The 22,566-nt window shown below is 44.8% G+C and carries 13 protein-coding genes; 2 read left to right on the top strand and 11 right to left on the bottom strand.

The genetic code is table 11. The annotated features are described in order from the left end of the window. Window position 1 precedes the first annotated feature (1 nt). The gene (locus GA004_RS12050; protein ID WP_283394115.1) at window positions 2–157 is read left to right on the top strand and encodes a small basic protein; all 156 of its coding nucleotides are present in this window, start codon (window positions 2–4) and stop codon (window positions 155–157) included. Between the two features lie 88 nt (window positions 158–245). Here the strand turns inward: GA004_RS12050 and GA004_RS12055 are convergent, their stop codons facing one another. The 3 genes from GA004_RS12055 to hemW form a co-directional block, all read right to left on the bottom strand. Further along, complete coding sequence (locus GA004_RS12055) at window positions 246–1,259, bottom strand: M23 family metallopeptidase (RefSeq protein WP_283394116.1); 1,014 nt, start codon at window positions 1,257–1,259, stop codon at window positions 246–248. Beyond that, on the bottom strand, window positions 1,231–1,668 hold the full coding sequence (locus tag GA004_RS12060) for a hypothetical protein (RefSeq protein WP_283394117.1): 438 nt from the start codon (window positions 1,666–1,668) through the stop codon (window positions 1,231–1,233). Before GA004_RS12060 ends, GA004_RS12055 begins: the two co-directional genes overlap by 29 nt. Before the next feature lie 139 nt (window positions 1,669–1,807). Then, window positions 1,808–3,007 (bottom strand): radical SAM family heme chaperone HemW, encoded by a 1,200-nt coding sequence (hemW, locus tag GA004_RS12065; RefSeq protein ID WP_283394118.1) that lies wholly within the window; start codon window positions 3,005–3,007, stop codon window positions 1,808–1,810. A 73-nt stretch (window positions 3,008–3,080) separates the two neighbouring features. Between hemW and GA004_RS12070 the strand changes: the two genes are divergently transcribed. Continuing rightward, on the top strand, window positions 3,081–3,995 hold the full coding sequence (locus tag GA004_RS12070; protein ID WP_283394119.1) for an IPT/TIG domain-containing protein: 915 nt from the start codon (window positions 3,081–3,083) through the stop codon (window positions 3,993–3,995). Between the two features lie 85 nt (window positions 3,996–4,080). On the opposite strand, the gene GA004_RS12075 is transcribed toward GA004_RS12070, so the two are convergent. From GA004_RS12075 to GA004_RS12105, 8 genes are all read right to left on the bottom strand, one after another. Continuing rightward, complete coding sequence (locus GA004_RS12075) at window positions 4,081–4,863, bottom strand: MBL fold metallo-hydrolase (RefSeq protein ID WP_283394120.1); 783 nt, start codon at window positions 4,861–4,863, stop codon at window positions 4,081–4,083. A 465-nt stretch (window positions 4,864–5,328) separates the two neighbouring features. Further along, window positions 5,329–7,356: a TIR domain-containing protein gene (locus tag GA004_RS12080; protein ID WP_283394121.1), complete on the bottom strand. Its 2,028-nt coding sequence runs from the start codon at window positions 7,354–7,356 to the stop codon at window positions 5,329–5,331. Window positions 7,357–7,633: 277 nt separating this feature from the next. Next, window positions 7,634–7,891: an integrase core domain-containing protein gene (locus tag GA004_RS18235; RefSeq protein WP_425492869.1), complete on the bottom strand. Its 258-nt coding sequence runs from the start codon at window positions 7,889–7,891 to the stop codon at window positions 7,634–7,636. Then, window positions 7,891–9,579 carry a RyR domain-containing protein gene (locus tag GA004_RS12085; protein WP_283394122.1) on the bottom strand — a complete coding sequence of 563 codons (1,689 nt, stop codon included), beginning with the start codon at window positions 9,577–9,579 and terminating at the stop codon, window positions 7,891–7,893. Before GA004_RS12085 ends, GA004_RS18235 begins: the two co-directional genes overlap by 1 nt. Before the next feature lie 52 nt (window positions 9,580–9,631). Further along, window positions 9,632–14,506: an nSTAND1 domain-containing NTPase gene (locus GA004_RS12090; protein WP_283394123.1), complete on the bottom strand. Its 4,875-nt coding sequence runs from the start codon at window positions 14,504–14,506 to the stop codon at window positions 9,632–9,634. A gap of 12 nt (window positions 14,507–14,518) precedes the next feature. Then, the gene (locus tag GA004_RS12095) at window positions 14,519–16,021 is read right to left on the bottom strand and encodes a TIR domain-containing protein (RefSeq protein ID WP_283394124.1); all 1,503 of its coding nucleotides are present in this window, start codon (window positions 16,019–16,021) and stop codon (window positions 14,519–14,521) included. Window positions 16,022–16,105: 84 nt separating this feature from the next. After that, complete coding sequence (locus GA004_RS12100) at window positions 16,106–21,034, bottom strand: nSTAND1 domain-containing NTPase (RefSeq protein ID WP_283394125.1); 4,929 nt, start codon at window positions 21,032–21,034, stop codon at window positions 16,106–16,108. 7 nt (window positions 21,035–21,041) lie between these two features. Beyond that, window positions 21,042–22,553 carry a TIR domain-containing protein gene (locus GA004_RS12105; RefSeq protein WP_283394126.1) on the bottom strand — a complete coding sequence of 504 codons (1,512 nt, stop codon included), beginning with the start codon at window positions 22,551–22,553 and terminating at the stop codon, window positions 21,042–21,044. Window positions 22,554–22,566 lie beyond the last annotated feature (13 nt).

Consider the following 22,566-nt stretch of genomic DNA (forward strand, 5'->3'; position numbering starts at 1 on the left):
CATGTCACAGCATCCTAGCTACAAATCTTCTAGCAGCTCCGCCGTAAAACGCAATGTACTCAAGCGATTTGAGCGCGTCGAACTCCTAAGAAAACGCGGTGAATGGAAAACAGGCGACCGCGTAGTCGGCCTCAAAAAGACCAAACCAGCTGAATAAACGGCCTTGAAGATCAATTTCCTGACGTCGCTCCCAACCGAGCGGCGTTTTTTGCGCACCAAACTCTAGAAAGACCAGCGGGCTGGGCCTAGTCTACAAACAACCGCTGCAGGATGCCATTAAGCTTTGCACTGGGCACAGGGGACGTGCCCTCGCTGATTAGACTTAGGCACGACTGGGAACGGGCCAGCCTTTCGTTAACTATCCGAATAGTCGTACGGCTCAAAGCTCGAGTTTTCGAAGCAAGGGCCTCAAAACGCAGGGGCAGTCCACTTGCCGAAAAATCGATACGCCAACCCGCGTGGTTTTCAGGAATCACATAGTTTGTCATGAGCTCGGGGTTTACCTGCAAGAGATCGGGAATCTGCGAGTCCCAGTGAGTTACTGATACCGCTGCCGGTTCGGCCGCCAAGTATTCCACGACATTGGTTACTTCTCCTCTTTTTAATGCCTGCAGTATCGCCCAAACATCCATCCCAATTATGTTCATCCCATTGAATTCACCGTGATCGTTTTGATCATTGAACCGCTGCTGATCGTACCACCTTTGAAACTCTCCCCCGAGCCAAAGTCCGATTTCGAAATGTAAATGAGCACGGCTGCGCGGAATAGTGTAGCTCGCTGAGCGGCCCATCGTGCCGATTGGCTGTCCCCCTGTTACCTCAACTCCCGATCTAATGGCGTTTGGTACTGCTCTCAGGTGGGCATACAAGGTTACCATACCGGGACTCCAATGTGGATGCTCGATAACAATATACCTCCCATAGCTGCTGAGACTGGAATCTAAATTTACATAGCGGACGATCCCTTTATCGAAAGCAAAGACCGAATCCGTCGGCTCGCCGTAGCGATCCTTCTGCGTGGCCTTCAGGTCGATCCCCTCATGAAACCGGGTGCCATTATTTCGAACGCAACCCCAAAGGGCAGAATTCAGCTTTCCCGATTCAGTAGGTTGGACAAAGTGCGCCAAGGTCCTGCCTTCGACAAAAGCGTTGTTGGGAGTGGGCCAGAAGTGGTCTCCGATGTTCTCTGACGCCGACAAACCTACGGATAACAGGAGCCCAACAATGAGGCTAGCCGCTGATCTTGTTTTGAATCTCAATGCTCGTACCTCTAAGATTATTAGCTAAATCGGATAGGTCGGCATCGGGAATCTCAACGAAGACATAAAAAATTCCGTCCGAAACCGGCCGTTCAATAGGATGCAATCCAAGCGGTTGCCCATTAACAATCAAAACCATCCGCCTTCCTTGGCTGTTGGCGCTCGCTTGATAAAATCTTCTGGAAGCTTGGCGGGTCAGCATGAATTGGAGACATTGACCCAGTTCGACCTCCGCAACGGCCACGCTTTCCAGGTCAAACTCCGTCAAAATCGCCGTAGGATTAACCTGTATCCGCACGTCACTCACAGGCATCGTCACAATGGTCCCGCTATTTTCGGATTCCAAAACGAACCGAGCCACCGCCCGCTCATATTCAAACCCCACTCCCGTTGTTTTACAGGAAGTCAAAAGTAGACCCAGAACCAGCGATAATAACGCAAGCGAGGTGCAACGCCTCTCCTTAATTGCTCTATTTGCTAAAGCTCTAGCCAATTCCCTCGACATTCAGTTCCTCCTATAACGTTAACGGCTTCTATAGGGGCAAGCCTTAAACCATTAGAGCGCTCCCGACGGCGTCCGATAACAATCTCCCCTCTCTAGTCAGCCATACGCGGTCCCCGCTTTTCCGAAGTTTTCCATCTAATTCCAACGCTTCAATCGTTTTTGATTGCGATCGGGTTAGCTCCTGACCGAAGCGTTGCTGAAGTGCCTTCAAGTCTACTCCATCGTTCATTCGCAGCCCAAAAATTAGAGCGTCTTCCAATAAGAGTGCCTCATTGAGGTCAGATTGGTCTATCCAATTCGGATTGTTCACTTTTACGCCTTCTAACCAACGATCCAAATCCGGCACATTTGAGTAACGCCTTCCCCTGAACTGGCTCGCAGCCGAAGGCCCTAGACCAATCCACTGGTCCATCTTCCAAGTGTTAGCATTGTGCAGGCACTGTTTGCCAGGCCTAGCAAAGTTTGAGACCTCGTACTGCTCATAACCTAGCCGCTCCATTTCTTCCCAGCATGTCAAATAAAGGCGCGTTTCTAGCTCCACATCCAATGCGACTTTTCCTTCTGAGAGCTGAACAAATAGGGCCGTGTCTTCCTCAAAGGTCAGACAATAGGTTGAGAGGTGGTCCGGCCCGAGTTCGGCCGCTTGCCGAATGTCTTCTTTGAGTCTCGCTTCATTCTGTCCCGGAATTGCGAAAATCAAATCAAGATTAACGCTTTCGAATCCTTCTTCACGAATCAGGTCATAAGCTTTCAGGATCTGTTTCCGGCTGTGTTGTCGACCCAGCTTGTCCAGCAACGCATCGTCGAAACTCTGGACTCCCATGGATATCCGATTGACACCCTCATCCTTAAGCACCTTCAATTTATCCAGTTTCACGGTCGAGGGCGCCATTTCCACAGTCCATTCACCCACCGTTCCTCGAAAATTCCGCCTCACTGTTTCGCAAAGAATCTGTAAATCGCTCGCCTTCAGTAACCCGGGGGTACCGCCCCCAAAAAAGCACGTGTTCAACTCTTGCCCCGCTACCGCTACTTGAGCCGCTTCTTCCTCTATCCCGTCTAGATAGGCCCTAATTCCAGCCCTATCGCCCTGCACTTGATAGAAGGCGCAAAAGTCACACGAAGTGGCGCAAAAGGGCACATGAACGTACAATCCCAAGGTCTTCCCCCACCATTTTGGCTGGAATTCACTGCTCAATTCGTTTTTTTTCCTCTCTATTGTTGCCTTTAAGACAGCTTGCATGAACTATTTTCTTCACTGACACTCATTATTTAATTGTAATTCAAGGTCTAATTTCGCCTACCGACTCAATATCATGGATACTTTAGCGTCCAAGTCCACACATAGAAACTGGCTCATCTGCCTGCTCGCGCCACTCGTGCTAACTATGGCAGGCTGTAACATAAACGTTATCGACCTGACGCCTTCAACCATGAAGGCGAACCCATCAAACGTTTATACCATCACGGCTCAGATCAAGGTCAAGAATAGCTCCGTCATCAAAGAAAGTCTGAGGCCGCAAATTGTGATCGATGGTAAAGTCCACCCAATGAGTCTGGCTCCCGGCAGTAACAATCTTTTCGAGTACGATTATCGCATGCCTTCCGGTCGTAGCGAGGCTGCCTTCTACATGCTCGTTCACTACGACCAAAAAATTGAAAATGGCGCTACGACTAAGGAAATCGTCACTGAGTTGAACCGGTTCTCGGTCGAAAATCGGTACACCGTCGAACTCGAAGTTAACCGAGCCCCCGTAGGCACACGCGTAGCCGTCCTTGGCAGAGGCTTTACACAGACCGACAAAATTTTGGTTGGAGACACTCCAGCGGCTACCCGCTTCGACAGCTCTACTTCACTATCCTTCTACGTTCCGTCACTGCCCGAGGGTCGCGGTTATGCCGTGAAAGTGATGGGCATCAGCGGTGAGATCATAGCGGGAACGCTTAGAATCGACTCTTCAAGGGTCAGCGTAAGGCTACAGCCATCGACGATCGCACAAGGGCAATCCAGTCTTTTGGTCTTCACAATTCCCGAAGAAGCCCCTCCGGGTGGTCTCCAGATAGACGTTCAAACGGACATTCCTGACAGCGTCATTATGGATTTTGTAAGAATCGAAGCCGGCCAGCGTTCTACCAGCATTCCTGTCCAAGGAGGATCCCCCGGATCTGGAAATCTCTTCATCACGATGCCCGGCTATTCCGAAGTCGTCGTTCCGATAACGGTCAATTAGACTTAGCTAAGCACGTTTCCGCAAAAGAGGAAAAATATGGCAAATTTCTACGTCGGGTAGCAGAATCGATTCAGTCCACTAGATCCTAACAAATCTCAACCACCAAATTGTCGTAAGCGAATCGAACCTTTTCAGGCAGCCTCGTTTCAGCAATAGCGTGATTCACGTGATGCGTCATGTGGATTAAGTAGGTCTTTTTCGCCCCTATCTGATCCGCAACTTCGATCGCTTGCTCGACACTCATGTGCGATTTGTGGGCCTTAAAGCGCAGTCCATCGAGCACGGCCACATCAGCACCCGCTGCCCGTTCGATGGCCTTTTTCTTTACGGAATCGCAATCGGTAAAATAGGCAAGCTTCTTGCTTGTGTATCGTTCTATGAATACAAGCCCAAGCGATTCAAAGTTTCCATGACTTTGATTAAACGAATGAATCACTCCATCCGGCAGATCCAGCACTGGAGGCATCCGAAAAAGGGAAAATACAGGATAGCCGTACTCCTTGGGTTTTTCCCGTATAGCGTATCCATAAATGCTTCGCATCCGCTCTTCCCCCTCTTCGTTAGTGTAGACCGGAAGTGCTTCCCCATCACGCATATCGCAATAGCGTCTTAAGTCGTCCATCCCTAGAATGTGGTCGGCATGCCCATGGGTCAGCAGGACCATGTCCACTTTCGGTATCGAGTGTTTTAGGGCCTGTATCCGGAATTCAGGAGCGGCATCCACTTGGATATTCAGATTTCCAATCTCCACGTGGGCATGCGTCCGGTAACGCTTGTTGCGCGGATCGGTCGAAACGCAAGTCGGACAACTGCACCCGATTACGGGTACCCCCTGAGAGGTACCAGTTCCTAGAAATGTGATCTTCACTACAACGATTCCCTAACCTACCTAGCCTCGTTCGAACAGGATAATCTCAGCAGCGGTCAACTAATACCCCAATCGGTCGCAGAACTCATCCTGTCCGAAACATCGGCGACAAAAAACTCTCTTAAATACGAGCACTTGAATTTCTATATTGGCGAATACACGGGATTGGCTGAACGCTGTTCAGCGTCTTGCGGACCCAAGCTGCACATATCCCTTCTTCGCTCGCAAGCTTGCTGCGTCAAACCTGGCGGGCTCTAATCCCGCTCATGCGGTTGTTACATGGTTCGTCCGTTCGTGGTTCCTAGATCTTAATCCTTCTATTGAATGGCGGAGAGAGCGGAATTCGAAATCGGTTACTGCCTATTCTACAACATTTTATCTAGGTAAATAGATGCAGCAATTATCTTTAGCTCAAACTATGAAATTATATTTTCAGGGACAGAAATCGGTCAGTAAGTTCTATAATCAATATAACGGATTATTGATCGACTTCATCAAATCGACAAATCTGGAATCTGATATTAGCTCCTCCGGAAACTCGTAGCTTATTGGTAGAAATACCATCGGAAGCGCCTTTTCTGATATTGCTTTCCTCATCCACTTTAACGCTGCATCGTAATTTCCAAGTGCTGCATACATTTCAGCAAAACCTAAGGTCATTTTATCGTGAAAATTATCTAATGAATAGATCATTACATCCTTAGCCTTATCTGTGTCCCCATTTTTCGCATAAGCCCAAAATAGGGCCCTTCTCAGTAATGGATCCTCTGGATTTCCGATGATTGATCTTTTCAGTATTTCGATAGAAACATCATGCTCTTCTTGGCAGCGAACAAAATTCCACAAATTTGTTGAAAACTCAGGACTTACGTTTCTAGCGATTTCGTATAATTCAAGAGAAAGGCCTACTTGATTATTCTTTAGATAGGCTTGCGATAAGTTGGTAGGAATAATCAATGAAGTCGGTTCTAGCCGAAAAGCTGTTTTCAAAAATTCAATAGCCTCGGTTCTTCTTCCAGATGCGTTTAGAAACAGACCATACCAGTGATGGCCCGTAGCGTAATTACGGTTTAGAGCAATTGCCTTCTTGAAATTTTTTTCAGAATTGAGCCAGTCATAATCGAAGACTAGCTGGATCCATGCGAGCGATGCATATGCTTCTGCTAAATTAGGATTCAACTCGATTGCCCTTTCAGCATTCGATTTAGCCTCTTTCATAACCTCATAAGCGGGTGCATAATAGTAAGCTGGCATCAGGCTGTAAGTATCCGCCAATCCTGCACGCGGATTCGCATATTCTGGATCCAGACTTATCGCTTTTTCAAAGTGAGTTATTGCATTTTGAAAACCCTCTCGTGTCCGTTTATTCCACTCTCTGCGACCTTTCTGATACTCTGCATGAGCTTCAGTGCTCTCCGTTGCTTTTTGAGCCAGGCGCTCAATCTCCGCTGCTTCGAGCCCACCTTTTAATTCGCTAGCAACGTTAGTCGCTATCTCGTTAATCAGATCCAGAAAATTTCTCTTAGAATCCAAAAAAGTACTTCCCCATCCAAGTGTATCTGTGTTTGCGTCGATAAGCTGGATGTTTACTTGCACCTTTTCGTTATCTGTTAATATCTCCCCTGTAATTAAGGTGCCCGCACCTAAAGCCCGGCCAATTTCTTTGGCTGATTGGCTGGTGTCTCCATACTTCTTGGATGATTCCTTGGCTATTATGGTAAGATTCTGCAGAGGCTGCAGCTTATTTGTTAGTGTAGACACAAGCCCATAGCCTAAATCCGAAGTTTCACCTTGGGTGCCGATCGTTTTGAAGGGCAAAACGGCTACACGGTCGGCGTCTAGCAGACTCTCAGAGCCTGCTTCGGGGCTTTTCGGATGGTCTTCCTCCCTCAAAGCACTAGGGACATTTGCGTCTTCCTTGAATATACCGCTTAGCAATAAAGTAATGGCTATTATAGCCAGTGATGAAAAAGCAAACAGCACTTTCGGCCATACCGATCTCGATTTTCCCTTTGTCAGATTATTTTGATTAGGCTCATGACCCCGACTCGATAGCGACTCTTGTTGGCCTTGATCCACATTCTTCGCGAAAGTTACATCAAGTTTGCCGAGTGCACGATTGATGGCCTCAATGCCTTTTTCCTCATTACCTTCAAAATAATCGACACGTTGAATACCCGCTAACTGGTATTCCATTGATTTTGGGACACCCGATTGATCGAGACAAACTGGCAGTATGTTCTTGCGTCTCTCTGATGCCAAAGCGAGCTCCTTGACCACGTTTTCCGATTCAGTTGAACGTTGTGAGATCGCCAGGATCAAAACCTTGCACTCATCGATTGCCTCAACAATTTCTTGGCTCCACATGGTCGCACCTTCTATTCCCATTTGGTCAATCCACACAGAGACACCTCCTCTCCGTAGGCGTGCAACTAGGTCAAAAATCCTATCTCGGTCATCCGAGGCGTAACTTACAAATACGTCTGATTTCACAACTCGTTATTTAAATGCACAGAATAAACTCATGTAGGGAACACTCTGTTTTATCTAACTTTGATTAATCATGCAGTTTATTTTCCGCAATTCTCATAGGTTTCTCTGATCTTTAATCTAGTGTGCAGATAGCCACAGCTTGGTTAATGACAATCTTAGGCATTATGAGGTTTGTACAAAAGCACGAACTTTTGCAAGGCCGAACGGAGCAGCGAGCGAGCGATGTCTCCCAATAAAACAGATTACACAGTTTCATTGAAGACTCACTCTGGTTGAGCTACGCAAACTGAGCTAGAGCTTTGGTTAATCTGGACGTATTGATAATGTGGTTAATGTTGTATAGGTTGTTAATGTTGGGCAGTAAGGATGCTGTAGGCAGACGGTAGGCCCAACATTGGCTCGATTCGGTTTCCTTTGATTGTTCCCGAGTGAACTCCAGCGGGGTCACGTAGCCCAGCGAGCGATGGGGCCGGATGTTGTTGTATATCCATCGCCAGTCCTCGATTGCAACTAACCACCGAATGGCTGAACCCATTATTGCAAATTCTCGATCATAGTGTTGTCGAAGGATTTCGCATCGGCATCAAGCTCGTCATATGGGACCAGATTATTGTGTACTTTTCTTTCGTCATCTCGCTCAGAGCCATAACTCCAGCCCATCATCTTTAATGTCGCCATCCATCTGTTGTGCTCCATCCGGCAAAGCACCTCCATCACGCTTTCATCTACTAACTTAGCGTCGATGGAACTGCCTTCTTTCTGTCCCGTTTCAGACAAAATGTATCGCTTCTTTATTTCTGCATGATCAGCTAGAGAAATGCTTGGCTTCCTCTGTTCATCACTAAGGTCCTCCCAGGGCAGAAACGCTGGTTTGCTTTTCAGTGCTGAAGCCTTATCAAACATACCCTCGTTCTCCGCGGCCTTAATTAGCATGTAATTTTGATTATACCATGCCTCGTGAAGTTTTTTGGCCGAATCTTCTAAAGAAGCCATAAAGACTGCTGCACCGCTTAAGCTATCCTCTAAAGTCTCAACACTCTTTATACAATCGATGCCCTTTGGTAGTAATCCATTATCTAACTCAGGTATCACAAATGTGACTGAGGCATCGATCGTGATTTTCTCCTTAATTCTTATTGCCTCGATCATTTCTGACGGAGGCGAAGATTCCATTAGCAATACTGACTTATTGTGATTGCCCTGCTTGTTCTCGATCAGTTCCGCAATAGTGTCTACCGCATCGTCACCGCTTTTAAGCGGCACGCTGTGAAGATTAACACAATCTCTTACAGCAGGAAAATGATAGACTAATTTCTCAACTTTTATTTCGGCGTCAGGACTTACGATATAAATAGTTGCCTTAACGTTATGAGGGTAATGACCAACCTCAGCAGTATGTACTATAAAAGCCTGAACAAGATCATTGTACGTATCAAAAATGATAATTGGCTCCTTTACTTTTCCTAATCGATCGATCTCGATTGGATGTTTTGAGAACAAACAACGAGCACGATTTCTAACTAGGTTGACTACTATGATCTTTTTCTTCCTTGCACCTGGATAATCACAAATCCCACTACTCTGTAGAGATTCTGTATGAAAAAAACCTTTTATTGGCAGATAAAACTTTACTGGATTCTCGAACCTCGAATCAGGAATAAGCTGGCTTGCCCGCAGTATAACAGAAAGATTTTTTTCGTTTTTACTAGTGAGGCTAATTACAGATTTTGCTTTATATACTCTCGCTTTTTCTAAGTTAGCCTTAGTTTCGAAATCTCCAATGATTACGAGGACCCGATACTTTTTTAATTCCTGCAGGTTCGGAGCGTTGGCGTTTTTTTCAATCACAACGATTTTCCCAGTCTTGGATGCGCTTAAGTCCGCAATTAGGTGCAAGGCCTCGTCACTAGCTCCAAGGACTATTGTATGATCACTACAGAACACGAGCCTGATGAAATCCGATAACTGCCTAAGATAGGTGCTAGCAGCAGCAAAAATACTAGAAATCGTTGTGATAGGGGCCAGCCAACGTGCAATTTCGAGGGTTAAGGGATGCTCGAGTCGAAACATACCTGAATCCTCAAGCACGAATAACTTCACTGCTTTATACAAAGAATCCAAGAAGGAATCGTTCGGGGATAACAGACTGGCACCGATCCAGCCAAGGTAAAGGGCCAATAAACCTAAGGAAACTATCGCAAATCTAACTGGAGCTGAACCCATATTTACTGGCCTAAGATAGGCCCGTGATTTTCATTTTATTCCAAAAAAATGATTAAAAAGGCTGTATCAACTTTCCCACTTGTGGGACCCAAGGCGGGAGCATCCCTTCGGAGGGTTTGTTCGTTTCAGTTATGCCCTGCTGCAACAAGTTGCTCATCCTCCTCCGGAATACCTCATTTCCGTCGTCTATGGAAGTAAGATATTTAGATATTAACCCTAATCTAGCTGGATTGTAAACTCGGCTGCTAAATCTAAAATCTGAAGCTCTCAGAATGTTTAATGCTTCGCTCATTTTATCTCGCTGAAAGTAGCTTTCTGCGAGAATCAAATCCAACCATAAGTTCTCCGTAAAACTATTGGATTCGGTAAGAGCGAGATAATCTGTTTTACTTCCGAAAGGGAGCTGCTTGGTGGATTGAATTGATGGATTCACAATTTTACTCCACGGCAACTTTCTTATCTCGTTTTCATCAGAAAAAGATCCGTAAAAAGCAAGTCCGTCTAGCTCAGCATCTAAACGCTTGTTTTTATTTTCTCTAATTTGTTCACTACTTCTTGCGTAATTCCAGATCCTTATTTCGGAATATGAGGCATCTATGCGGGTCGCTCTTAGATTGTTTGTTGCGAAACCGAGAGGTACGCTTGTAAGGCCAATCGGACCTTGAAACTCTAATGGATCACCTTTCTCGACACCGTCGATGTACATACGCATTTGTTTAGTTTGTATATCCCAGGTTGCTGCTAAATGAAACCACTGTCCAGATTCGGGTGAATCGACAGAATGGTAGGCTGCTTCACCCGTGCTGCTGTTATTGAGCTCAAAAAGCACTTTTCCGGAGCCAGCAACAGTCAGGCAGTACCCATCGGAGCCTCCTTGGCCGAATTTGTTGATAAGTCGAGGGGCCCAACTGTAAAAACCACGTGCATCATATCTAAACCAGCCTTCAATTGTAATTCCGTTTTCCAGATCATAATTCTCGGAAGGCCTCAATGTAGCGTATGAATCTCTTCTATTGTATTCATCCTCCAACCAATCGTGTAATCTCTGGCTTAGCTGGTATTTGTCGCTAGAAACCAAAAATAGGCTCATGCTTTTGCACGCTAATTTATCTTGGTAAAACGACTCCGTAGATAATACCTTTGTTACAAGGCTCGCAACGTTCAAACCAAATTGATCTAAGTTACACAATTCATTTACGATGAATTTATAATCTGGTGAACTATTACTTAAGTAATTAGCTAGGAGCTTTTGGGAATCCTCGAACGAACCTAAGCTCCTGTAGCAGATAATAGCTTTACGGACCACTTCAGAATTTTCCCGATTTACGCCAAGTTGTGAAAAATACCGTATACAAAGGGTCCAGTTTTGTGAATCGTAAGCTTTTAAAAATTTCGAAAGAATTCTTTCTTCTTCGCCCCCTTTGCTAGTGTAACTTGCGAATGATTTCGCTTCTATGCTAGAACTCGATAAAACGACTCTTCCGTCTGCAAGTAACTCATGACTAGAGACTTCCCTTACATATTGAGATAGATCTTCACCGAATGTGACATTTTTATTTTCAGAAATAGCAAAAACTTCGACCTCAGAAAGAGAGAGGATCTTTTCATTGTTTTCGTTTACATCGGTTATGGTTATTTCGAAACAGTCGGCCATCACTCCGTCATCAAACTCCACCTCATGATAAGGATATGGGGGACTATCACTTTTCTCGTGGAGAAACAATTTTTCCCAAACGGTTTCGCCATCCAACTTTAAAGACACTTTAAAATTTTTAAGCCGTCGTATGAACATATCATTTGGATTTGGGGTCAAGCCCGCGGAGGGACGATTCCAAATCTTCGCATCAGTGACCTTGCTTACCCTGTCAAAATTTAGACGCCACATCGGATTTGCGTCTCCGAGCTCCGTCGACATGGAGGTCGGTTCAAAGTCATCTGAAGATCGAGTTCGTGGAGAACGAGTCGATTGTACAATTCCATCGACGGCTAGCCAAGGACCCCTCCCACCGCTGACGGAAGATTGGTACGGTGTTCCAGTAACTCGTACTTTACCGATGGGTATAGAAAAAACTTTAACTTCACCATTCTCGAGTGCTACAATGATTCTCTCATCAGAAGGCCCGAAGATCGCGTCCTTAATTGCCACTTTACCATACAAGGAGTCGGCAAATTGATCTCCAGAAATTGCCGACAACAATTGTATTGATCCATTTGAGTTGGACGTCAGGACGTCCAATCCATTACTACTAAGATCGGAGGGACTATTCTCGCTGAGGGGCAAATTTTGAACTGATTCCCAACCAGTTGGCTGTTTCTCGAGTATTTGCAATGAGCCAACACTCGATGCGACTAGAACTTTATCACCTCCTGATTTTATCTTTAGCTCTCCTGGATCCACACCACCGAAATCTAGTAGAGCCGCGTTAGAAACTTCGCCTATTGAGAAGTTCACCTGCGTGAAGCGTTTAGAAGATTGGCTAGCCGAGAAAAACGCTATTCCTTCAGGCGAGTCATCAGGAAAAATAATTTGACTGATGAAACCTTCAAACTCGCTCTCAAAATCTTGTTCGAAAGAATCATTTTTAATACTGAAACTGACTATTTTTGAGGGCACTCCTCCTGACCTAAATAATCGCCTTCTGAAGACTGCACTTGGCACGCTACCAGTGGTGTCGCGGTCTAGTTCTTCAATTGAAATATAATGATTCCCGTTTGGTGATATAGCCGTTGAAGCAACTCTCCTGCTATGGACGTCTGACTCTTGGCTAAAGTCCCTCTCAATTCTAGATAATCCTTCTGAGGATCCAAATAAATGATATCCACCTTCATTTTTTGGATTGAATGAAAAGCTGCCAAAATAGGGTTTTTGAAAAACAGTCTTAGAATCAGCCGAAACACTCCAAACTTTTGACTCAATATTTGAGCATGAGAATATATGACCTCCATCTGGGGAAATCTTGGTTTTAAAAATCACTCCATCGATTTTCAACTCGCAGACTTCTCTCAGATCTGGCCATGAGTAAACGTGGATCTTGTTTTCCGCGCCAAACAAACCAGCGTTTGTATTTATTACGAGTAGCTTTCCGTCTTCAGAGATGATCAACTCGGAGACGTCTTTTACATTTATTCCTTTTTCTAGGATAAAATTACTAGAAAGCTTATTTGAAAGAGCATTTAAATATTTTGCATTGAGCGATTCATTACCTTTAGACAGATCAACTGCATCGAGGTACCAAGGCAAGGCCTTGAGACCGTCTTTGCTTTTTTCAAGTTCTTGTCCCCTAAGAAAACTTCGTGACGCTAACTCATTTATCTTATTGCTAACTTCGTTTTTTGAATTGATTGCAAACGCTAAGAAAACGAGAGAGGCAATGCCCGCCAATGCCAGTCCGGCTGACAAAACTCTGAGTCTTTTTGCACTCCTTTTTTCAATGGCTGCTCTCTTTTCCTGCTCTGCCGCCAATGCCTTAGCAGATTCTAATTCGCGAATTCTTGCGTTCTCTTTATCAATCTCTTCCTGCCTAGTGACCTCATAGCTTTTGTCGAGGAACTGCATTGCTCTGTCGAATCCCTCATAGTACCTATCTGCCCACAGGTGATTCGGTTGTGCCTCTTCTTTCCAAGACATAGCGATCTGAAGATCCGGATCTCGATAATAGCCCGCTTTTCCTTCTTCAAAAAGTTGTGCTGTGTCAGCCAAACGCCTGTAAATTCTTGCCGACTGTGATTCATCGTCTACCCAGTCCTTGAGACGGGTCCACACTCGCATGAGGCTTTCGTGCGAAATGTCTATGACGGTAGACAAATCAATTTCCCTCGTCGGGGCTGGCATTAAAAAAGTTCTACCTGCGGCACGAAACTCGTTTACGACTAAACGTAAATCCTCCTCAGCACATTGGACAATTTCAAGGAGCTCTCCGAAAGGCATAGGCCTTCGAATTCCCCGTCCTTGATCAATTTTTTCCGTTAGATTTTTAAAAACCTTTTCCGCTATTTTTCTGTGACCATCGCTTGGCAGAGCAGCGTAGACCTCATTTGCGTGACGTGACAGAGCTTCTGTCATGCCGCCTGTCGCCCTGTAATCATCCAAGTCTAAAGAATCACGATCACTATGCTTTGCCCAATATCCCCAAGTTCGCATCAGAGCATGCTGTAAAATAGGCAATTGATCAGGATCATCTCCAATATCATTGAGAAGTCGGTTCAGGAGAGGCTGGGATACTTCTCCTCCTGCTACTCTTATAGGACCCTCTATCGCTTCTTTTCTCTGATCCCGATTTAAACGTGGTATTAGAAATTCGCCCTCGTTGACAGAATTAGCTAGTCTCGGAAATCGGCTACAATCCCCCAGGAAATCTGATCGCATCGTTATAATGACATAGATTGGGAGCTCACTTTGCTCTGTTGCCTCGAGCAGAAGATTTACGAAAAAAGCCGCCTGTTCGTCACTAGCGTCATCGCTACCCCTAAACCGAAAAATCTCCTCAAATTGATCGACGACGATAAGAAGATTTGAGCCTTCGTCTATGTCGCACTGTCTGATTGCCTCTATCAAACCAAGACCACTCCTGGTCAAGGTTGCTCGTACTTGAGAGACGATCTCTTCCTCTTCAGGATCATACAGATCTGCTTGTACGATTGACTCCGCCAAGTTGGTTATGGGGTCACCACCTGGTCTCATAATCGCTGTTTCCCAAAGCGAACCCGCACTAACCATGGTGCCGCTCAACAGCTCTGGCAGAAGGCCTGCCCGGACGAGAGAAGACTTTCCGCTTCCTGAAGTTCCAACAACAGCCAGGAATTTGTTTTTACGCAATCGACTAGCAAGTTCTGTTATCTGGGCGTCCCGTCCAAAAAAGAGATAGCTATCATCAAAATAGAAAGGGCGTAAACCAGGGAAAGGGTTCTGAAAATCTTCTTTATTCATGATCGTGAAGGGTTATTTCGTTAGCTCTTCTAAAGCGATTTCTAGGTCCTTCGCTGAAAATTCTTCGTCCGCTTGAGTTATTACCGAAGCTAGGTTGCTCCTAAATCGCATTTTCCTTCTATCAAAAGGCGGTGCCAGGAAGACCAGCTTGCTTGAAAAAGGCTTCTTCCTGCCATATCCGGGAGCTTTCATTACGCTCATGAGCTTCATATCGACCCATGTCTTTGCGCATTGGCCGTAATATATTAAGACGGAATCGCAAGATTTGAGCTTTTCGATATTTGATTCCTTTATCTCTGACTCATCACCATCGAAATTTGGCGTCAAAACTTCCAAGCCATTATCAAACAAGAAGTCCTCCAAGGGCACAACGTTCTCTTCGTCTGGAAGGTCGTATATTAAGTATACGGATTTTGTCCCGTCACTATCCTGCATTAACGTTTCAGCCGGAGTACTAATGGGTATCGGAACACGCAGTTTTTCTACAATGTAGTCTCTAAAATTATCCAAAGTATCCTCAAGCATCTCTGCGCCCTTTTGACGGTTTGGATCCTCCATTAAGCCATGAAGAAAGGTAACTTGCCTGGGATCGGTTGGATTCACCGATCTTGGCATCCAAACGAATCTCCTAAAGCTTGGATCGGCTGAGGCGCGCTCGGCGGATGCATTCAACTGCATCTCAGGTATAGAGCATTGTGCATCTTCTGGGACTATGCCGTACTTCTCTCCTACCAGGTGTACTACGCAATTCGCCTCGCTTATTTTTGTTGTGGCTTCAGACAATGCATTTTCCGAGGCTGCGATCAAAGGATCTAAACCTATTACCTGATGACCACGGGCGACGAGTTCACGAGAAATTTTGCGACGAGATTCCTCCAGATCTGAGGTAACCGAGGACAAAAAAACAATTTGGCTATCCTTACCCGTATCAGGAATCACGGATTCCTGATCCCCATCTTTCTCGTTATCTAACGCGACCAGCACATCGGCAACCTCCGTAGCTAAATCGTAAATACGAGAATAATAACTCTGTTTCGCCTTTTGTCCAAAGGCCTCATCAAACTCCACTACTCGCCCCGTTTCTTGATCATGTTCGAAAAACTCAAACCCCAAGATACTCCCTAAAATCACAGGTAGCTGGGTGTCACTCGAATGGGCAGCGATAGGGGTTTTTATAACCTTAATAAGTCTCGATTTACCTTCTACATTTATCCCTCCTTGATCCTCGGCATTACGACAGAAATTAGTTATTTCCTTCCGGCACCATTCAGATTTCACATACCTCGGAGTGAGTATCGAAATCATCAGGCGTGAATTTTTGAATTCATTCACAATTGCCTGATCAAACACATCATTACCTCGTAATTTTGGATCTCTCCAAATCTTGGGAGGTTCTCCTGTTAGCTGTGCGATCTTGACTGAAAGCGATCTATGAAATTTTGAGATCCAACCCTTTTGCTCCTCGTCTAGGGACTCGTCGTCAATGTGAGCATAGCTTATAAAAATGTCGTTCATATTATTTAACTATATCGAATGAAAAAACTCTCGATTTATGTGTGTAAGAAAACCCAACTTTAAAAATCAACGGTATCGAATGCGCTAAAGCTGCATACGAGATCTCTCCCGAGCATACTCTTCCCGCAGTGCCCCAATAATGTGTAAATTAAGTGACCTTCGAAGATCGCCATTGTTTCTTAGGTTTCGATTCTCCCAATCACCTTGGACCAGCATATCGTCAGATACGATTTCATCGGCTTCGTCCAAGCGATCAGCCTTGAGGTATGCTATGCCGAGTAAAAATCTATTGATATAACTCATTCGGTCTAGTAAATTTAGAGATGGTGAAATTCGGGAAGCTGAGCGATTCATTCCCGAATATTTAGCTCTTTCGAGCAAATCTATTGCCTCTTCGAAGTCCCCTTTCCGCAGTGCCAAACCTCCAATTGCAACAAGGGAGTATCTTAATTGCCTGTCCGTCACCTTCGAATTACCCAACGCAATATATTTAGTTGGTGAAAACGGCAAATTATTCGATGAAAGCCAATCGACATTTTCGTAGTAGTCTAATTTTTGTTTAGTTTCAGAATCGATGTTTTCTTGGGAAAAACTCCGCCTGAAAACTAAGCCGGATTGCTGTTCCTCAATTCTCCGTTTATAATTCTCTTTAATATCCTTCTCATTTCGACAAACTGACCATATACGAAGTTCGCTAAATGCTGAATTCAAAGACCTTATGTGCGGTCTAGTCGGTGCCCTCCCAAGCATTAGAGGTATACCATTGTTTACGCCAATTGGGCCTTCAAACAACAACGTTTGGGAGCTTTTTTCACCATTTGAAAAGATCGCCATTTCCTTGGTTGAAGCATCCCATGTAAGGGCTATATGATTCCAATCTCTGCCATTCCCCGACGGCATATCTAAAAGCGCTTTTTCTTTGGTCTCGGTATTTTGGAGTTCGAAGCGATAATTGCCATTAATCAACGTTAAGCAAAAGCCGTCATTTTCAAAGCTTCCGCCCTTATTAATTAAAGGCCCTTTGTTACCATGCCTTATCCAGCATTCTAAAGTAAATCCATCGGAGAAAGATATATCCTCGGGGAAGTTAAGACTAGCGTATTTAGATTTCGGAGAGTTTACATTTAAAAGTACATCTACGAATCCATCTCCAAAAAAATCGGGAACACAAGCATACCGGTAGAGTAGATCTAAAGCACCCCCCGATTCTGTGACTTGATTTGCTAATTTGGCTAACAGCTCCTGGGAGATGGCAGGATTGTCCTCGTTTTCTAGGTATTCGAGAAGCTTTAAGTCTATTTTTTCTGTCAGAGGAATTTGGTTACCCTTTGATAAACTAGCAACCTTCAACATCTGATTTATCTCAGCGTCAGTGTTATCTTGTTGTAAGTGCTTAATAGATGCCAAGAAAGCGGTTAGATCTTGCTGGTAAAAGGCAGCCTTAGCCGAGTTGGAAATAGTATTTTTATCATCACGGTAAATATCATTAACGCTTTCGAAATCCGCTTCCTTCCACAAATGGATAGCCTCTGAATCTCCTACAACAGCGAGTCGACCTTCGGCATTTACCTCGTAACCTGAATTTACCTTGAGAAAGCTCGCTATACCTTCCTCAGGGCTCTTGTACTCGTTGAGTCTATCCTCTTTGAAGAAAGCGACTTCAGAGAAGCCTAAGCGGGCGAAGTTTTCAGTTAGATTTGAAATTCTTATCCGTGATACTTCCTCTGGATTGCACCCCATGTGAGAAAGTTCCGAGTCCTCAAAATTGATCTCGGTAGAGTGAACCAACTCCTCCTCTTCGTTAAAGACTTCAAACAATGCCTTTTCAGAAAAAGTGTCAAGGGAGGGTGAAGACGACATATCGCTTGACCATCGCCATATTCGAAAATGGCTTGGCACGTTATCATTTTCAAAAGAAAATTCAACGAATTCATTCTCAGCCTCAGTTTGGTAGTCAATCGCCAAACCGTCGACAGGGTAATCAATGGCTGTGTCTTCTGCTAAAACGTAGTTTCCTAACGAATCTGCATCGGTACCAAAGGCCGTAGTAGAGCACGAAATATTATCCGGGTAAATCCGGTTTAGCACTGTTTCCCGGATTCCGAAAAGCTTTGTTAAGCCACCGGCACCTATGCCTATGAATGACCGGCTGTTTTTTTCAAAATCAGCGAAAGAAACTTTGTTTGGGAGAATTGCCGAAAATTGTTCTAAACCTTCGAGGATGCTTTTTCCTAAAATTTGTCCTGAATCCGTTGCAAATAAAGCTATACCTTCATCTGGGGAAATTTTCATCGAATTGATTGTACTTTGTAACTTATCTTTCCACATCAGTGAACTAGTCGGTATATCCCAAAGATTAACGCTATTATCCTTAGAACGGCTCAAAAGGCGATTACCATCTTGTATCAGCTCGATTTGCAATGGTGCACTTTCCAGATCAAAACTTCGGTGTATTGAACCATCGAGCGAAGCTACAATTATCGATGCTGGATTGTCTTCGGTATTAAACCCTGAAAATATTGCGTCAGTCCCATCAGTGAGTACGAGGAGTTTATCTTCCGGTTCGTATTGCAAGTGATTTACTAGGTGTTGAGTTTTTATATGAACTATTTTTTTGATAGCTCTTTTATCATGATCGTATTCGTAAACATTACCTTTGCGATACTGTGATCCCGCTTTCCCCTGAGGGTGAGACGTTCCAATATATATTATTTCTTTTTCTTGATCCACTGCGATCGATCCGATAAACTCATCAGAAGGGGCGAAGGTCTCATTGAAAGTATCCGAATAGCTTACTGTTTCAGCAGAGTTTATATCTACGAAAGCAATTTGCCCGTGCAGCCTAGGGCGCGCCTGTATATTGATAAATGGCAAAACTAAAAGGTTAGAATTTTCTAATAACCTAGCTTGGTTAGTCAAAATCCAACCCCCCAGTACAACCCTGTTTTGTATGAGTTCGTTTTTGGCCAGGCTATAAAGGTTTAGAGTTCTTTCTCCAATTCGGAAGAGTAAAAGATTGTCTACTTGGACAATCCCCCTTACGGATTCAATCGGGAATGGTAATTCAAATGTATTGAGAAGTAGTCGATTTGAACTATTATAATTATTTATGTGTAGTGAATTATTCTCACGATGAATGGTAAAAAACTCACTCCGATCTTTATCGAAACCAGCCTTTATAATACGTTTGTTTAAGATTGAAACGTCAGCTACCATCGGTATCTCTTGAAGGAGTTCGGACATTGAGCTTTTGTAATGATCCTGCTTTTCTTCACTCTTTTCCGCCAAGTTCCAAGCGTCATTCAGCCACGCTAGTGCTTCGAGGTTTTTTCCTTGAAGCGAAAGATCATGAGCGGTTGCTGCACTCCTATCTGCGAGCTCCAAAACCTTCGTTTCTACCTCATCTTTAGCGATTAAAGCAAAAACTAGAAAGCAGATTGCGAGCACGCCAGCGAAAGCGAGACCAACGGAAAGCAGTTTCATGCGATTAGCAGATTTCTCTTTTTCCTCTGCTCGTTTTCTTTCAGCCTCCGCCTTTTCTTGTTCAGCAAGAGCGAGAGCTTGTGCCTGTTCCAACTCTCTTTTTCTAGAAGCTTCTTTTTCTTTTGCTTCCTTCTCGGCCTCTGAATGCGATTCATCTAGGAAACCCATAGCTTCTTCGAAACCAGGGAAATAATGATCAGCCCACGCTTTGTTTGGTTTGCTTTCTGACCTCCAAGAGAGAGCAATCTGGAGGTCAGGGTCTCTGTATAGACCGGCTCTACCATCTTTTCGCAAACTAGCAGTATCGGCTAAGCGACGATAAATTTTCGCAGATTGTGCTTCATCGTCTACCCATGACTTGAGTCGCGTCCATACTCTCATCAAGCTTTCGTGCGAGATATCGACAATCGTGTCTGCCTTGAGATCAGTTTCTGAACCGGGCATTAGAAATGTTCGACCGGCAATACGAAACGGATCAATGGCGGCGGTAACCTCCGCCGGTTTTTTTTCCGTTATTTCGCACAGCTCTCCAAAACGCATCGGACGCCTTATGCCTCTATCTTGATCAGCTCTTTCTGTCAGAGCTTTGAAAATTTTGCTAGCTGTCCATTTTGCTGAATCTGTCTGCAGCTCCGCGTAGACTTCGTCCGCATGTCGACTCAATGCTTCTGACATACCTCCGGTAGCTCTATAGTGCTCTAGGTCTAAAGGCCCCTCAGCTCCAAAGGCCTCCCACTGTTCCCAAGTCCGCATGAGAGCGTGCTGCAGAATCGGCAGCTGATCTGGGTCATCGCCAATGTCATTCAACAATCGCTGCAACAGTCTGTTTGATATATCCGACCCCCCAACTTTGACAGGGCCAACGATGGCCTCTTTGCGTTGGGTTCTATTTAAACGAGGAATAAGATATTCGCCCTCGTTAACTGCCTCTGCCAAGTCCCTAAATTGAGCACAGTCACCTAAAAAATCTGAGCGCATTGTAAGGACGACATAAATCCTGCGCCGCATCTGCTGCGAGGCCTCCAGCAAAAGGGTTATAAAATGACCTGCCTCTTCATTGGAAACCCTGCTCTGCTGCCTAAAACGAAAAATTTCCTCAAATTGGTCAACGACAAGGAGCAAGTTCGAATCTTCTTCCAGATCACTCTGCTCAATAGTGTCCAGCAAACCCATGCCGCTCCTTGAGAGAGTGGCTCGAACATGGGAATGTATATCTTCTTCCTCTGGATCATGGAGATCAGCATTTATTAAGCAGCTGGCTAAATTCCCTAAAGGATCGCCTCCAGGCCGCATCACTGCCACTTCCCATGATGAGCCCGCCGCGGCCATAGTCCCACCATGCAGTTCTGGAAGCACACCTGCTTTAACAAGTGACGACTTACCACTTCCTGACACACCAACGACGGCCATAAACCGCGTCTTCCGCAAGCGTGTTATCAATTCAACTACTTGTTTTTCTCGCCCGAAAAATAAATATTTTTCAGATTGTTGGAAGGGACGAAGTCCTGGGAAGGGATTAAAAGTACTCACTTTAAATTTATTGATTAGGGTCTTTACTTTTCAGAACGAATTCTGCCAACGAGGTTTCTAAATTGGATTCCGTTAAGTTGAGGACTTCCGCAACATGGCTTCTAAAACGCAGCTTTCGACGATCAACCGGCTCATCTATTAAAACGCATTTGGCAGCGAAGGGATTAGTCCTCCCATAGCCCGGTGCTTGAATGAGATCCATAAGCTTTGTTTCAACCCATGAGCGACTGCCAGCACCGTAATAAACTATCGCCGAGGTGCAAAAAATAAGCTTATTGCGATGGGCTTCTGCAACATCAGCCTCGTTACCTTCGAATAGAGGCAACGATACATCAAAGCCTTGGTCGAAAAGAAAGTCTTCTACGGGCTCAACAGCGTCTTCATCCTTCGCGTCACATATAAGATAAATTGATTTACTATCAACTACTCCCGAGGGTTCCTGCGTCTGTACTTCGCTGGATTCGGCATCTTTCTTGGAATTTATTCTCTCTAAAAGATAGCCCTTAAAATTATCGATGGGCTCGCCGATTACCTCTGCACCCAGTTGTGCATCGAGGTCTTCCTCGAGTTTCGCTAGGAAGGCTGTTTGTCTAGTGTCTTCGCTTAGGTTGTTTGCAATCCAAATTAAGCGCTCGAGCTCGTGCTTTTTACACACTTCTGCAGCGATTTCGTTTTGCAATTCTACTGTCGACTTATCGGCATCTTCTGGAACTGCGCCATACCGATCACCAACCAAATGGACCGAAAAGTCGCAGGTTTCCAGCAAAGAAGACAGCTCAGATCGAATATCCGACGCCGAATCGGGCATTTGCTTATCTGGCAAAACTCGATGGCCACGCTCTTTGAGTTCTCTTGCGATCCGGTTTCGCTCTCCCAAGATGTCTGATGTCACCTCAGCCAAATAAACCGTTAATCCATCATGCTTGAAGTTTTCAGCGTCGTCTGAGGAATCTTCAGATCCACTGTGACCCTCGATGTCTTTAATCAGATCACAAATTTCGTAGGCCAAATCATAAATTCTTGAAAAATAATTTTGTCTCGCACGCTCTCCAAATCTCTCGTCGTATTCTACGAGCCTTCCCGTCTCCGATTCATGCTCGAAAAACTGAAATCCCATCACACTTTTTAAAATCGGTGGAATCCTATCTGGAATCTCGCTTAAATCAAACGGAGTCTTAATTACCTTTATGATTCGAGACTTTTCGCCAACAACAACACCGCCTGCTTCACTGGCTGCATCGTGAAACTCGTTGAGTTCCCTCATGCACCACTCGGAGCGAAGGTAGCGAGGACTCATGATCGAAACCATGACTTTAGCATCTTTGAATGAAGAGACTATTTTATCATCAAAGACATCGTTACCCTGTATTTTTGGATCCCTCCAGATCTTGGGCTTCTCTCCCAGTAGCTGAGATAAACGGACATCCAAAACCCTATGGAACTGAGTGATCCAGCCTTTTTGCCCTTCGGTAAGAACCTGATCGTCAATGTGTGCGTAACTAATAAAAATGTCATTCATGATGATCTAAAGT

Origin of the sequence: Candidatus Pelagisphaera phototrophica (assembly GCF_014529625.1) — a bacterium.
In the GTDB taxonomy this organism is placed as follows: Bacteria; Verrucomicrobiota; Verrucomicrobiia; order Opitutales; family Opitutaceae; genus Pelagisphaera; species Pelagisphaera phototrophica.

Bases quoted from the DNA above. Each gene is read 5' to 3' on its own strand.
- GA004_RS18235 (WP_425492869.1), bottom strand. From the start codon at position 7,891: ATGGGTTCAGCCATTCGGTGGTTAGTTGCAATCGAGGACTGGCGATGG.
- GA004_RS12105 (WP_283394126.1), bottom strand. From the start codon at position 22,553: ATGAATGACATTTTTATTAGTTACGCACACATTGACGATCAGGTTCTT.
- GA004_RS12085 (WP_283394122.1), bottom strand. From the start codon at position 9,579: ATGGGTTCAGCTCCAGTTAGATTTGCGATAGTTTCCTTAGGTTTATTG.
- GA004_RS12050 (WP_283394115.1), top strand. From the start codon at position 2: ATGTCACAGCATCCTAGCTACAAATCTTCTAGCAGCTCCGCCGTAAAA.
- GA004_RS12090 (WP_283394123.1), bottom strand. From the start codon at position 14,506: ATGAATAAAGAAGATTTTCAGAACCCTTTCCCTGGTTTACGCCCTTTC.
- GA004_RS12095 (WP_283394124.1), bottom strand. From the start codon at position 16,021: ATGAACGACATTTTTATAAGCTATGCTCACATTGACGACGAGTCCCTA.
- hemW (WP_283394118.1), bottom strand. From the start codon at position 3,007: ATGCAAGCTGTCTTAAAGGCAACAATAGAGAGGAAAAAAAACGAATTG.
- GA004_RS12070 (WP_283394119.1), top strand. From the start codon at position 3,081: ATGGATACTTTAGCGTCCAAGTCCACACATAGAAACTGGCTCATCTGC.